At 59.2% G+C, this 15,613-nt stretch carries 6 protein-coding genes; 3 read left to right on the top strand and 3 right to left on the bottom strand.

Going from position 1 to position 15,613, the window contains the following annotated elements; all coding sequences use genetic code 11:
- Positions 1-56 precede the first annotated feature (56 nt).
- Genes AC4PS7_RS11705 through trhO form a run of 3 tightly spaced genes read right to left on the bottom strand, consistent with a single transcriptional unit; the run spans position 57 to position 3,432 of the window.
- Positions 57-1,859 carry an ABC transporter ATP-binding protein gene (locus AC4PS7_RS11705; protein WP_021490789.1) on the bottom strand — a complete coding sequence of 601 codons (1,803 nt, stop codon included), beginning with the start codon at positions 1,857-1,859 and terminating at the stop codon, positions 57-59.
- Complete coding sequence (locus tag AC4PS7_RS11700) at positions 1,852-2,454, bottom strand: DsbA family protein (RefSeq protein ID WP_175439633.1); 603 nt, start codon at positions 2,452-2,454, stop codon at positions 1,852-1,854. The genes AC4PS7_RS11705 and AC4PS7_RS11700 overlap by 8 nt, the downstream gene beginning before the upstream one ends.
- A 36-nt stretch (positions 2,455-2,490) precedes the next feature.
- The gene (gene trhO, locus AC4PS7_RS11695) at positions 2,491-3,432 is read right to left on the bottom strand and encodes an oxygen-dependent tRNA uridine(34) hydroxylase TrhO (RefSeq protein WP_010208911.1); all 942 of its coding nucleotides are present in this window, start codon (positions 3,430-3,432) and stop codon (positions 2,491-2,493) included.
- Positions 3,433-3,667: 235 nt separating this feature from the next.
- Here trhO and AC4PS7_RS11690 point away from each other — a divergent pair, with 235 nt between their 5' ends.
- Genes AC4PS7_RS11690 through AC4PS7_RS11680 form a run of 3 tightly spaced genes read left to right on the top strand, consistent with a single transcriptional unit; the run spans position 3,668 to position 15,603 of the window.
- The gene (locus AC4PS7_RS11690) at positions 3,668-6,097 is read left to right on the top strand and encodes a Tc toxin subunit A (protein WP_010208907.1); all 2,430 of its coding nucleotides are present in this window, start codon (positions 3,668-3,670) and stop codon (positions 6,095-6,097) included.
- Positions 6,098-6,133: 36 nt separating this feature from the next.
- On the top strand, positions 6,134-11,008 hold the full coding sequence (locus AC4PS7_RS11685) for a Tc toxin subunit A-related protein (protein ID WP_492179418.1): 4,875 nt from the start codon (positions 6,134-6,136) through the stop codon (positions 11,006-11,008).
- Positions 11,005-15,603: a SpvB/TcaC N-terminal domain-containing protein gene (locus tag AC4PS7_RS11680; RefSeq protein WP_492179417.1), complete on the top strand. Its 4,599-nt coding sequence runs from the start codon at positions 11,005-11,007 to the stop codon at positions 15,601-15,603. Before AC4PS7_RS11685 ends, AC4PS7_RS11680 begins: the two co-directional genes overlap by 4 nt.
- Positions 15,604-15,613 lie beyond the last annotated feature (10 nt).

Below are 15,613 nucleotides of genomic sequence, written 5' to 3'. Positions count from 1 at the left end.
TGCACTGCTGGATACGCACGCGAATATCCGCTTCCGATAGCTCAGCCCAGGCTAAATCAACGCACTTGTTGCAAGTGTCCATAGAGTTTGGCGTACAAGCCGCCATCGGCAATCAATTGCTGATGATCACCGTCCTCGGCAATATGACCGCCGTCGAACACCAATACTCGATCTGCCTGCTTAACCGCCGACAGGCGGTGGGCAATGATCAGTGTAGTACGCCCGCTCAGGAAGCGTGCGAGCGCCTGATGCAGGTTGTACTCGGTGGCGGCGTCCAAGGCGGAAGTCGCTTCGTCGAGGATCACGACCTTCGGCTCGGCCAACACCATCCGCGCAATCGCCAGGCGCTGACGCTGCCCGCCGGAAAACCGCACGCCGGAACGCCCCACCACACTGTCCAAGCCCAAGGGCAGTGACTTGACGGTAGCATCCAGTTGGGCGATTTCCAGTGCCTGCCAGCACGCCTGGTCACTGCGCTCACGGCCCATGGTCAGGTTGGCGCGCACGGTGTCATTGAACAATGCAGGGTGTTGCAGCACCACGGCGACATTTTCGCGAATCGTCTCCAGGCCGATTTCCTGCTGGGTGGCACCACCAAAACGGATGGTCCCGGCCTGGGGCGTGTAGAGGCCGAGCAAGAGTTGCACCAAGGTACTTTTGCCACCACCGCTGGCGCCGACGATTGCCACCTTCTCGCCGGGGGCGATGGCCAGGTTCAACTGGTCAAGCACCAGGTCTTCGCCATAACCGAAATTGAGTCCACGCACTTCGATGCCGACGGTCTCACGCCCAACGAATGGGTCTTCGCCCCCGGCGTATTGCGGCTCATCAGCACGCGCCAGCAACTCATTGATCCGCGTCAGCGCCCCGCCCGCCGCGTAGTACGCGTATTGCAGATTCAGCAACTGTTCCACCGGGCCAATCATGAACCACAGGTAACTGAACACCGCGAGCATCTGGCCGATGGACAGGTCGGAGAACAGCACGGTGAGCATGGCCGCTGCGCGAAAGATGTCGATACCGAACTGGAACAGCAAACCACTGGCGCGGCTGGAGGCGTCGGTTTTCCACTGGGAATGGATCGCGTAGTCGCGCACTTCCTGGGCACGCTGGCCCAGACGCCCCAGGAAGAACCCCTGGCGATTGCCAGCGCGGACTTCCTGGATCGCGTCCAGGGTTTCAGTCAGGGCCTGGGTAAAACGTGAAGTGCTGTCGTTTTCCAGCTTCTTCAGGTGTTTGACGCGCTTGCCCAACTGCACCGTGGCGTAGATCACCAGCGGATTGAACAGCAGGATCAGCAGCGCCAGTTGCCAATGCATCCACACCAGGATCGCCGAAGTGCCCACCAGCGTGAGCATGGCCACCAGGAAGCGGCTCAGTGTTTCGCCGACGAATTTGTCCAGCGTGTCGAGGTCGGTGACCAGGTGCGTGGTGACCGTGCCGCTGCCCAGGCTTTCATACTCGCCCAGGGAAATACGCTTGAGCCGCTCGATCAGGCGCACGCGGATGCGGTACACGATGTCCTTGGCCAGCCGCGCAAACAGCCGCGCCTGCACCACGTTGAACACCAATGCGCCGCAGCGCAGGAACAGGGTCACCAGCAGCATCAGCCCGATATAACCGGCCGCTTTCTGCCAGCCCAGCGGCAGCGCGTGGTTCATCACGTTGAGGGCTGCGTCGCCGTGGCCCAGCAGTACTTCATCCACCAGCAGGGGCAACAGCAAGGGGATCGGTACGCTGCACAGGGTCGCCAGCACGGCGACGCCGTTGGCGATCCACAGGGATTTCTTGTGACGCAGGGCCAGGCGGCGAATTTCCGCCCAGGTCAGGCGATCGGTGCGCTGGGCGGGTTCATGCACAGGTGGCTCGCTCCAGCCATCGGCCCAGCAAAGGCGACAGCTCGGACAGCGGCTGGTAACCGTTGGTCAGCAAGGCCAGTTGACCATTACGCTCGGCCAGCAGCGTCGGGAAACCGGCGATGCCCAGGTCCTGCACCCAGGTGAAATCGGCCGCCGTGGCCGCATGCTGCTCGGCGCGGTCGAATTCGCCGGCGAACTCGATACGCGGGATCCCCGCCTGCTCGGCGAGTTCCACCAACACGCTGGCGAGGGTCACGTCGCGGCCTTCGACATAGAACGCACGCTGGATCAGCCCCAGCAGCTTCCAGGCGCAATCCGGCGCCAGGCTCCGGGCGGTGACAATTGCCCGGCACGCCGGCTCCGTGTCATACACAAAACCGTCGGGCAACGCGCCTTCACGTTTGAACGGCTGGCCGGTAGCGTCAGTGACCGCCTGCCAATGCTCCAGAATGTAGCGCCGGGTGGTCGGCTCCAGTGCCGCGCCACTGCCGGTACGCAAGCCGCCCACCACCAGGTGCAGCTCCACACCGGCCGCCTGGGCCTGCTCCACCAACGCTTTGGCCACCGGGGCAAAGCCCCAGCACCAGGAACACATCGGGTCCATTACATAGAGCAGGCGCGCGGACATGGCTCAGGCCTCGGAAGGAGTTTGCTTGTAGTTGAAGCCAATCGGGTGCGGCAGGTTGCGGGCCTTGGCCAGCTCGATCTGCTTCTGCCGGTCGATCGCACTGCGACGGGTCTTCTCCGGCAGCTTATCCCAGCAATGCGGGCAACTGATGCCCGCCACATAATGCTCGGAGGCGCGGTCGTCGACACTGACGGGTGTGCGACAGGCATGACATTGATCGTAGTCGCCTTCGCTCAAGTCGTGGCGCACGGTCACGCGATTATCGAAAACAAAGCAGTCGCCCTGCCACTTGGTTTCTTCCTGCGGCACCTCTTCGAGGTACTTCAGGATGCCACCCTTGAGGTGATAAACCTCGTCGAAGCCTTCGCTGAGCATGTAGCTCGACGCTTTCTCGCAGCGAATGCCGCCGGTGCAGAACATGGCGACTTTCTTGTGCTTGGCCGGATCGAAGTTGGCTTTGATGTAGTCGGGAAATTCGCGAAAACTGGTGGTTTTCGGATCGATCGCGCCTTCAAAGGTGCCGATGGACACTTCGTAGTCGTTACGGGTGTCGATCAACAGCACCTCTGGGTCGCTGATCAGCGCGTTCCAGTCCTTCGGGTCGACATAGGTACCGACTTTCTTGTTCGGATCGACGCCTTCGACGCCCAGGGTCACGATCTCTTTCTTGAGCTTGACCTTGGTGCGGTAGAACGGCTGGTCGTCGCAGTAGGACTCTTTGTGGTCGATGTCGACCATGCGCGGGTCGTTCTTCAGCCAGGCCATCAGGCCGTCAATGCCTTCGCGGCTGCCGGAAACGGTGCCGTTGATGCCTTCTTCGGCGATCAGCAAGGTGCCTTTGATGCCGTTGTCGACCATCGCCTGCAGCAGTGGCTCGCGCAGGGCGACGTAATCTTCGAGGGTGACGAACTTATACAGTGCCGCCACGACAATCGGTTGAGTCATGGGTGTTCTCTCCAGGTGGCTACCCTCGTAAGGGGTGAACCGGATGCTAAAAACGCGAACCACGTCGCGCGGCGCGCATTCTAGCAAAACCGCGACGCCACCGCATCGACACTCCGTTAACGATATTTCCCTGACACGCTCACGCCTTTGGCTGACCTCGGCCCGAGCCACCTGCGTGATAGCGTCTTGCGTCGCCCAGTGGATCCACCTTTGGGCTCACAGGAAGATCGATGACATGGAAACCTTAAACCGTTCGTTATTGGCCAGGCTGGTGGAACAGCCCGTTACTCCAAGTGTTGGGAAGGTCGACTTCACTACTGCCATGGATCTGCTCCGCTTCACCAGCGTCTTCGACATCGTCGAGCTGCCCGAGGCCGAGTTCATCCGTCGACTGGCCCAGTACAATGATGACGACGGCGCCCAGGCTTATACAAACGCATGCTCCTACACCACTCAGTTGCAATGGCTGTACGACCAACAACCATTGAACACCCCTCATGCCCGTAGCAAACGCGACCTTGAGCCGAGCGCGCCCAGCCTGCTCAATGAGGACTGGGGCAATGCCTGCCACCCCGATGCCATCGCCGCTATCGATTCGCCTGTCGCCTACCTGCGAGCACTGTTTCTTTTTGCAACTCAGCTTGAAAAAAACGGCAAGGGAACGAAAACCAAAATCCTCTTGAGCCAACGGCGCCCAGAGCTGAAAAATTTACCGATTGACCACGACACGACCTTTGCCCAGCGCCCGCTGCTGACGCTGATCGATGACATGTTGCGCAAACAGATCAAACTCCATCACCCGCAGGAGAAGGTGCGCGCGCTGCTCAGCAAGCAACGCTACCCCTTGACACTGCCTTACCACCATCATCACCTTCAATGCCGCCTGGGACTGTCGGGAACCCAGCACGCCTTGGGTGAATTGAATTATCGAATCAGCAAGCGGCTGCCGTTTGACGATGCCGGCAGCACACGGTATGGCACGGTCAAAGCGCGCAACAATGACGTGCAATGCCTGCTAAGCGAACTGAATCCCCAACAGCAAGAACTGTTGACGCAGCCACACGTCACGGGAAGCACACTGTTTGAAACCTACTTTGGCAGACCCAGTGCTCCAGAAAACCTTGACGACTTTCTGAAATGTACGGCGCTGGACACTACCCAGTTACAAGCCCTCCTGGCGCAAAACAGTTTCGCCGCCCATGCCTCCCTCTCGGCGTCTAAACAGTTGCTGACCTATGGTGCCCGCTATGTCAATGGCACAGACCGCCTGCCCAAGCTAGAGGTTGGCCAATCCGCCGACGGGAAAACAGCGACACTACTCAATACCAGCCTCGATCGGTTCGACCGTCTGCATCGGATGATCCGCCTGCAAAAGTGGATCGATCTGCCATTCGCCGAACTCGATACGCTGATCGTCAGCACCATGATGCTTGAGGGCACAGCCAACGCCGATCTTCAGATAAGCCACACCACCCTGCGCGCACTGGGGGTCTACCGCTACCTTCGTGGGCGCTACAGGCTCAAGCCGCTGGAATTTTCGGCGTGGCTGGATCGCCTACCCGTGCAGGCCAGCGCCAACGAGCCTGCCTTATTCGATCAGGTGTTCAATCGCACACTGTTGTCCGAGCGACCGTTACCGCTGGACGACCAAACCTTCGATTCGCATACCCGCCAGCAGCTTTGCGCCGCGTTGGCGTTGAGTGATACACCGGACTCGCTGCAACTGCTGACAGACGCGTTCCCCAACCCTCTCCACAGGAACCTGGTCACGTACTCCGGGATCTATCGCTTGGCACGCATTGCCCAGGTTTTCGGCCTTTCTGTCTTGCACTGTAAACAACTGGCCGACCTGCTCGGCCCGTCCACCTGGAGCAAGCTGGCCAACCCCACATTAAGCACCGAGATGGATTTTCTCGATGTGCTCATGCGATTGGACTGGGCCGTCACCTGGCTCAGGGACAATGACACCAGCGTTACGCAGTTGCGCCAGCGATTACTGCTGGAACCCGTCGCTGATAACCCGGCGCTCAAGCGCTGGGTCGATTTACTCCCAAAGGGACTTGAGGCGTGCATCCAACAGTTTTTGGAAAACCCGGCGCCGGCCCTCTACAGCAATGAGCTTAAGCGCTACTACAGGCTACATTTCAAAAAAACGGACACTGAGCCCACCCACCTGATCCTGCTGGCGCCGGATATCACCACGCTGTTGCCGTTGCCGGTTAACAGCACGTCACTGCGTCAATTACTGATCAACCCCCATTGGCTGGACAGCGAAAAATCCCCCACAGAACTGGTCGAGCTGAGCCTGGGCACGCTCTATCTGTTGCAGCGTTTCAGAGACTGCTGCGAGAGGTATGGCCTGGCACAGGACAGCCTATTGGAGTATTTCGAGAGCGCCAACAGCAACGGGTCTCAAACCCTCGATACCCGGCTAAGTCAATGGTTGGGGTGGGACGAAAAAGAACTGAGGGCGCTCACTGAGACCTTGCCCACACACAGGGTCAAGTCCATGGACCAGCTGGATTGGATCATGCGCTGCCGGCAAGCCTGCACCATCACCCGCCTCGCCAGCCAAATGCTGCTCGACGCCAGCGAGCTGGATACCGCCAGCGACTTCAATAAATGGAAGCTCGTGGGCGAAGCCATCATCGCCGCACGTCAGTAAAGGCTTTCTCTCAACCAGCAGACTCAAGGAATGATCATGTCTGAGACCCTCGACCAGCACCTCAGTGAAGCCTGGCGTGATGCCATGCTCGCCTACTATCTGGCCCATTGCATCGACACCGAGCTTAAAGACTCGCTGCGCACCCCCAACGACCTGTACGACTACTGGCTATTGGACGTTCAGATCAGCCAGGCGGTACCGACCAGCCCGGTCGCCAGTGCGATCACCAGCCTGCAGCACTACATCAACCGGATTCACTCGGGCCTCGAACCGGGTTATGAGACCCAGGGCATGTCGCCCCACGAGAGCCTGGCCTGGCAGAAGTCCCTGCACACCTACCCCCTGTGGAGCGCCAGCCAGCAACTGCGCTATCACCCGCATAACTTTCTCGACCCCACACTGCGTGAGGACAAGAGCGAGAGCTTCCAGCAACTGGAAAACGACCTCAACCAACATCGAATTCAACCCAACACTGTGCAGAACGCCATACAAGGCTATTTGTCACGGTTCGAAGGGATCGCCAGTATTCATACGCTCAATGGCTACATTGACGGCAATGTCGCGCAGTTGGATACCAGCACCTATTACTTCGTCGGCAAGTCCGCCACCGACAACCTCTATTATTGGCGTTCACTGGACCTGTCCAAACGCTCCACCGGCAAGCCTGACGCGCCTGCGCCCCTGGCCTGGACAGACTGGGAACCCGTCAACCTGACGTTTTCCGCCGATACACCCGATCACAGTATTCGCCCGGTCCTGTTCAATCATCGGCTGTTTATTGTTTGGGCCGAGAGCATCAAGCCTGCGCCCTACCAATCCTTCAAGGCACAGGGAAACGGCAATGGCGACTACGAGGACAACGGCGACGACGAAAAACAACGCCAGACTGAGTGGCTGAACAGCCGGTTCGTGAAGTTTCGCCTGTGTTTTTCCTATAAAAAACTGGATGGCACCTGGAGCCTTCCGCACACAGGCCTGGAAGAGCACTGCGTTACGCGGGGCATCAACGCACTCACGTCGGCGCAACTTATCAGCATCACGCAGACCGTTGCCGTGGTTGATAGCCGCGCCCCTCACACCCTGTTCCTGGGAATAAGGGCCAACACCCTGAATCATGGCAGCGACCAAATGGGCGATTTTTTCCAGGCCATCAGCGTCGATCAGTCACTGGGTATAAAAATCGTCGCTTCTGCGGGCAGCCCTGGCCGATACAAGATCGTGCCGGGCTCAGACGTCGCTCAGGAAACCATCAGGTTGCTGGAAGCCTATGAGGCTACAAAGAACACGCCACTGCAGACCGCGTTGTTGGGTGGCGCCGACCCGGGCAACGTATTTTCCAGCGTGTTACTCCCTCCGTTTGCCCACCAATACTTCCGCCTGTTTTTCGATATAAACAAGGACAACTTACAGTTCAAGACACGCGTAGCGCTGGAGCAGGACAAAAGAACCGTAACCTTAGCGGCTCAAGCACTCGAGACCGAACACCAGAAGACGTGGGACTTTGAATTCAGAAGCAAGGATATAGAGGCTGCCGATACCGCCACCACAAGCTTTGATCCGGTCACCAAAGAGTTCGTCTTCACCTCGAAAACCATTCAGCCCTTTCTGCAGACTTACAGCATCACCCTTGCATCCCAGTACTCCGCGTTCAGCATTACCCTGGTCACCAAATCTGCGTTGCATGACCCGACCTCATTCGAAGTTGAACTCATGAGCGGCTCGAACATCAGGATCGACTGCGCGATACACCCCGTCGGAAGCGCCACCTACCACTCGATGTTCTTTAAAAACCCCAGGACCGGAAAAAGCTTTTCCAACGCCATCTATGACAAAAACTCCATATTGTTGAACCTTGTGGGGCAGATGAACACGATGCCGGACATGAGACCGGGACAACAAAATCAAGTTAAGCCCGTCACTGAATACTCCCTGGCCGGGAAGTTTCTCAACAAAAATGCATTCCTCCACTTATATACCCATCATCAGGATCCCTTCCTGGCGATACTCGACCGCTACAGCGGCTACGCCCTGCCAGGTGATGAGGCCGCCAACAAAAAACTGCACTTCATGAATGACCTGAGGCTTGAGTCCGTCAACACTTCCATGCCCAAGGTGCGTTTTTACAAGCACGTCATCATGCAGTCCAAACTGGAAGACGTACCCACCCCGCAAGCCATCAATAACAACACCGCCCGAATCCTTAACTTTACGGACGTCGAACACGAAAGCCTGGCGGGCGCGTTCCCAGAATTAGCAACCGGGCATCTGGCGAGTACACGGATAACGTTACCCGATGAGCAAACCGCATCAGCCATCACGGTGATCCATGGCGTCATCACACTGGAGAGTCAAGAGAATGAGGTGAAAGTCCTCGGCTATGCGCTCAAGGCTGTCAAATGCACCCTCGACACATCCCTTACCGTCGACGAGCCTGCCCATTCCCCCCGCATCATGCGCCAGCAGCAAACAACCGGAGAGACGGTCGAATCCATTGATTTTTCCACAAGCTTCGTCCGGAAGATCCCGGCAATCCGACTCAATACCAGCGTTGCGCGTCAATTGATCCAGACTGCCTTGCTCAGCTTCGACCCCTTATTTTTACGGTCCCCTGAGGATTGGACGGAACCGGCATTGACGGCTGACGCCTCACGCGTGCCCCTGGACTTCCAGGGTGCGCACGGCAAAAGTTTGCGGGAGCTGTTCATCTATTTGCCTTGGACCCTCGCACATTGCTTCAACCAGCAACAGCAATACGCTCAGGCTGAAACCTGGTTGCACTACTTGTTCGACCCTCGCCGAACAGACGCCGGGGCGCTGAGTGTGTTGCTCAGCAAAACCGTTGAGCTGAGCTACGCCTGCCAACACCCCCAGAGCCCGCATTACCTGGCTCTCAGTTTTCCGACCTACCTTCGCAAGGCGTTGTACCTCCTCAATGTGGATATTCTGATCAACCGGGGCGATGCGGCCTATCGCCAGGTAAGCCCCGACAGCCTGGCCGAAGCCAAACTCTGGTACATCCAGGCGCAGAACCTGCTCGGCCTGCGCCCGACAATCACACGTGCCGATGCCTGGACCTCGCGCACATTGCGCACACTGGCGCAAGCGGACTCTCCGGCAGTACGCCAGTTGGAACAACAGCCCGAATACACCGCGCTACTGTCCCGGCAATGTGAAACCACCGGGCAACGTACCTGGCTCACGGACAGCCCCTACTTTTACCGCCCGTTGAACACGCAACTGGTCACACGCTGGGACACATTGGAAAGTCGCCTGCATGGGCTGCGCCATCATCTGGACATTGCCGGCAAGCCGTTGCGCCAAACCCTCTTTGCGACCCCCTTGCCCCCCGCGGCCCTGCTGACGCGAAACGCACAGAGCGCCACGGGTGGCGCCAGTGCCCTGTCACCGGTCCGGCCTGAAGTGGGTCACTACCGGTTCCAGGTCATGCAGGGGCATGCCTTGAGCGCAGTCGACAGCCTGGCGCAGTTCGGCACCACGCTACTCACGCTGATCGAGCGCAAGGAACAGGCGCACTACCTTGAGGTGCAGCAACAGAACGCCTGGCAACTCGCCGAGCTGGTGTTGACCCAGCAAACCCAGGCCCTGGCCATCGACGAAAAAAACAAAGACGCACTACGTCGCAGCCGCGCAATCGTCCACGGGCGACTGGACTTCCTGGCGCATCAGCTCAGCGAAGGCGTCAGCACCGGTGAAATGTCGGCCGGCCAACACTATCTGGAGAGCGCCGCCTGGGAGAGAAAAGTCGCGATTGCCGGCATGGGCGCCGGTGCCGCCATGCTCGCGCCCAATATCTTCGGTACGTCGTTCGGGGGGATGCGTTTTGAGGGCGCGTTCCAAGCCTACCAGGCCTTCGCCCAGGGCGAGGCCAACACCGCCCGCGCCAACGGTAACGAGCTGGAACGCACCGAGCAATTCAATCGTCGCGCCCAGGAATGGGCCTACGCCGAACAACAGGCCCGCCTGGAACTGGCCCAGATCGACGCCCTGCTGCTGGTGCATGCCGAGCAGGAAAAAGCCACTCGCCTGCAACTGCGCAGCGCCCACAGCGCATTGGCCCAGGCCAAGTCAGCCTACCAACTCCTCGGCATGCGCTTTACAGGGGCACAGCTTTATCAATGGCTCACTGCGCAACTGAGCACGTTCTATTACGCACTGTATGACAGCGTCCACTCCCTGTGCCTGGCCGCTGAAGCCTGCTGGCAGTATGAGACCGCCGAGAGCCAGCAGTTCTTTCAAGGTGAAGCCTGGCACCACGCCTCCCGAGGACTGTTGAGTGCTGAAAACTTGAAACTGAACCTGGTAAAAATGAACACTGCATACCTGCAGCACACGCCACGCGAGCTGGAAATCAGCAAAACCGTGTCACTGCGCCATCGCTTGATCGAGTGCTCGGTCATAACCGAGGGACAGGCGTCTCAAGCCGCCAAAACCTGGGTCGCGCACAAGGCGGGGCTGGTAAGCAGCGGCACGATTGGTTTTTCCCTGACCCAAGCGTTACTGGATGAGGACTATCCTGGACACACCCTGCGACGGATCAAGCACGTCAGCGTCTCACTTCCCGCCACGCTGGGGCCTTATGAAGACATCAAGGCGACATTGACCCAAACCAGTAATAAAATTCAGATGCCTGATGGCATCACCAAAAACGACTTCAGGGCACACCAGCAAATCGCCTTGTCACGCGGGCTGGATGATAACGGCCTGTTTACCCTCAGCTTCGACAACGATCCACGTTACCTGCCATTTGAATACACCGGGGTCATCTCCAACTGGATCCTGGAGTTCCCCAATCCTGCCCGGCAAAAAGCCGTCCTTGAATCAATCAACGACATTGTCATTCACCTGCGCTACACCGCCAGGGTGCCGGCTGCCAACGGGAGCCGGGCATGAACGACGATACACTCAACCTGCAGGTCAATACCCCGGCCCTGCCCAAAGGCGGCGGTGCCATTCAAGGCACCGGCAAAGGCTGGGGCGATGTCGGCGCCAGCGGCATGGCCACCTTTGAGATTCCCTTGCCGGTTTCTCCCGCACGCAGCTATGCGCCAGCCCTGTCGCTGACCTACCACAGCGGCGCCGGTAACGGTCCCTTCGGATTGGGTTGGAGCGTGCCCCTGCCTGCCGTCAGCCGGCGTACTTCCCATGGCGTGCCGGCCTACACGGAGCACGACGTAATAGTGGGCCTCGACGCGCAAATATGGCTACCCGAACGCGACGCCGAAGGGGCAATCGTCAGCCGTCGCCAGACCGCGTTCAATGATTTGCCACTGACCATCGCCTACACGGTCACGCGGTACTTTCCCAGGCTCGAGAGCCGCTTCGACCGTATCGAGCACTGGCATAGTGCAACCGATCCAGCAGGCTTCTGGTTGATACAAAGTGCCGATGGCAGTCAGCACTTTTACGGGAAGACCCCATTGGCCCGGATTGCCGATCCGGACCGCCCGCACCACGTGGCGCAATGGTTGTTGCAGGAAAGCCTGAATGCCCACGGCGAGCACATTTATTATCACTACAAACAAGAAACCGACCCCTCGCGCTACCCGAGGGACTGTCGAGCCCAGCATTACCTGGAGCGCGTCTGCTACGGCAACTTCACCGCCAAGGAGCAGGAACAGCTCTACCTCTGGCAGACCGACGATAAGCCGGACATGGGTTGGCACTTTCAGTTGCTCTTTGACTATGGCGAACGTGACCTTGAACTGGATAAGCGGCCGACGTACCAGGCCACGCGGGAATGGCCGGCACGACCCGACCCCTGCTCGGATTTTTCGTTCGGCTTCGAGTTACGCACCCTGCGCTGTTGCAACCAGATGCTGATGTTTCACCACTTCCCCAAGGAAGCGCAAATGGGCGCCGACCCGGTGCTGGTCAACCGTCTGCTGCTGGAATACCGCGCACCCAGCCATGTCAGCCTGTTGATGGGAGTGCATGAGCAGGCGTTCGACAGCGCGGGCAATAGCGTGAGCCGCCCGCCGCTGGAGTGTTTTTACCAATCGAGCCAGCTCAAGGTGGACAAGAGCGGCTATCAGCCCTTCAGTTCGCTGCGCGGTCTGCATGACAGCGATCGTTATCAACTGGTCGATCTGTATGGCGAAGGCCTACCGGGTGTGTTGTATCGCGCTGACAAGAGTTGGTACTACCGTGAACCCCTCCGGCCGCAGCATACGAAAACCGGCGACGAGGTGATTTACGGCGAGGCCCGGGAATTGGCGCGGGTACCGGTCGCCGACAGCGCCCGGCCCATTCACCAGGCGCTGGCGGATGTGGACGGCGATGGCCGCCTGGACTGGCTGGTTGCCCACCCGGGAATGAGCGGCTTTTTCAGCCTGGACGAACAGCGCAACTGGTCAACCTTCACGCCGTTCGATGCGTTCCCGTCGGAGTTTTTCCATCCCCAGGGAGTACTCGCCGACTTGATGGGGACGGGACATCCCGACATTGCCATGATCGGCCCCCGTAGCGTGCGCCTGTATGCCAATCGCCAAAAAAAAGGCTTTGAACCCGCCATTGAGGTGTCTCATACGCTCGACGATACCCTGCCGATCATTTCTGCCTCGCCCAACGAACTGGTGGCCTTCAGCGATGTGCTTGCCACGGGCCAGCAGCATCTGGTGCGTATACGTCATAACGAAGTGAAATGTTGGCCAAACCTGGGTCGAGGACGTTTTGCCCAAGGGTTTGTGTTGGCCACGCTGCCGTTCCGTTATGAAATGTTCAAGGCAACCCATGTACTGCTGGTCGACCTGAATGGAGGTGGCGCTACGGACTTGCTGTATTTGAGCGCCGACCACCTGAGTATTTTCCTCAATAAAGGCGGCAACGGCTTCGAGGTACAGCCGATCAAAATCCCGTGGCCCGAGGGCGTGCGGTATGACGACCACTGTCAGGTCAACGTCGTCGACGTGACCGGCCTGGGCTGCGCTAGCCTGATCCTGACCGCCGCCCACCAGACCCCCATGCACTGGCGCTACGACTTTTTTACCCGAAAGCCCTGGCTGCTCCTGCACACCGACAACAACATGGGGGCTCAGGCCTCGATCAAGTATCGCAGCAGTGCCCAGGAATGGCTGGATGAAAAACGTGAGCGCCCCGCCGACGGCCAGCCTGCTCTCTGCCAATTACCCTTTGCGCTGCTGCTGGTCAGCCAACACACCCAGCGAGACGAAATTACCGGCAACCAACTGACCCAACGCTGGCGCTATCGCCAGGCGTATTACGACCGCACGGACCGCGAATTTCGTGGCTTCGGGCTTGTGCTGCAAACCGACACCGAAAGCAGCACAGACACACAACACCTCCAGGGTTTCAGCGCACCCGTGCGCACCAAAACCTGGTTTCATACCGGGCAATCCATCGACATGCCCACCCTCGGCCATAGCACTCACGACCCACAGGCCAAGGCCATGGGACGCACGCTGGTCAGCCGATACAAGGCGACGTCCGGGGCGCAGCCGCTGGATCATCACGACGACTTGATCAGCGATCCTGCGCCGTCGCTGGCACGCGAAGTGGCGCGCGCACTCAGCGGCAGCGTGCTACGGGTAGAGGTGACAGCGGCGGACCCGGCGCAAGACGCAGTGCCCTATACCGTCACGCAACAGCGTTATCTGATCCGTGAACTGGCGCCGAACAGTGCCCATACACCCTACTCCCGGCTACTGCCATTAGCCCTGGAGTCGATCAGCTATCAATATGAAGGGGTGGAAGATGATCCCGTGTGCCAGCACCAGATCAACCTGCGCTGGGATGCCTACGGTTACCTGGTGCACGGCGTCACCCTGCACTATGCCCGCCGTACAAACGCTGACAGCTCACCGCCCGCCGTGTTGATCGATGAGCATCACAAGCGCTGGTGGCACGATACCCATGACAGCGCGCAGCAGTTCTATTACCTGAGCGAAACGCTGGCACAGCACATTCATTTGGACGACGCACCGCACTGGCGCCTGGCCTTGCCCTACCGCCAACGACACAATGCCCTGGTGCTGGGCAAAGCCCCAGCGGCTGGCGGGTTAGACCTCAAGCGTATCGCCTATGAGGCGTTCATCGACAACCTCGACGGTCCATTGGCCGCAGGTGCCAAGCGTGAGCTGAGCAGCTTGTCGGTGCAACGCTATCGGCAAGCCGGTGGCCTCGGTAAAACCCTGGAGCCGGGCCTCGCCACTGTCCAGGCCTTGACCGATTACCTGGAAAGCGCAGAGCTGGATGACCAGGCCCTAAATGTCTACAAGGACATACCGGCGATGCCCAACCAACCTGCGGTGGACCTGGTGCAAAAGCTCAGCGACAGCGGCTATCACCCCATGGAGCTGTTTTTTCTCTTCCCCGGCGAGGTGCCGCCCAAGGAAAATCGCCTCTGGTCGATTCGCCGGCACTTTCCCCGCTATGGCAAGGCCACCCAGTTTTATCGGATAAGGGCGCTGCGGGCCACCGAGGCCCACGGTGAAACAACGCTCAAACATGACCCCTACATGTTGCAAACTGTGCGTGTAAAAATGCCCGACGGTTGTGTGACCAAAGCCGAATACGACTATCGATTGCTGCTGCCGACAAAAATTGTCGACCCCAATGGCAATATTCAAGAAGCGCTGTATGACGGTTTCGGGCAAATGCTCGTCAACACCTTTCGCGGTCGCGAGCAAAGCCTCAACGTGGGTTTCGACGCCTTGGAGCGCTACCGCCCGCTCAAGGATGTAACGCCCGGGTTTGCCATAGAACACGCGCAAAGCGTGTTGCAGAGCATGGCCCGCCTACACTGCTACGCCCCATTCAGTTGGATGGGCGCGGTCGACTTGGCCCTGGTCAAGCCAGAGTGGGTCGCCAAAGCCTACCTGCTCCCCAGCGGGCATATCCGCGCGGGCGCGAGGGCACGTCTGGGCGCACGAGCGCGCCAGGGTAGCGGTCGCCAGGGGCTCAGCGACAGCGACAAACAACTCAAGGCGTTGATCGACAACGCCCGTCGGACCCCGGTGCATGGGCTCATGTTGCAGGCCGACCGCTACCCGGACGATGCCGCCCAACAGATCCGCATGACCTTGACCTGTTGGGATGGTTTTGGTCGTACCTTGCAGACCAAGCAAAAGACTGAGTCAGGCCTGGCCAATGCGGTCGACGACAAGGGCAACCTGCTGGTCGATGAGGTGCCCGATAAGGCACCCGGCACCTTGAAAAAACAGCTGCGCCAAGTGCAAGCCGACCCCCGCTGGCGCGTCAGTGAGCGTGTCGAATACAACAACAAGGGCCTGGTCATTCGCGTCTACCGCCCCTACTTCGCCGACAAGCACGCCTACGTCAACGATCAATCCATGCGCGAACTGGGCCACTGCGACCGACAGTTCTATGACCCCCTCGGACGCCCGACACAGACACTGACCGCAGGAGGATTCATGCGGCGTACCACCTATTGGGCCTGGTACACCGTCAACGAGGATGAAAACGACACGGAGGGAGTACTCCAGGTAACCCCATTGACTGAACAGTAAAGCCTGGGCC

Source organism: Pseudomonas sp. DW-iso3, from assembly GCF_058725305.1.
This window is presented reverse-complemented; position numbering and strand designations above follow the sequence as displayed.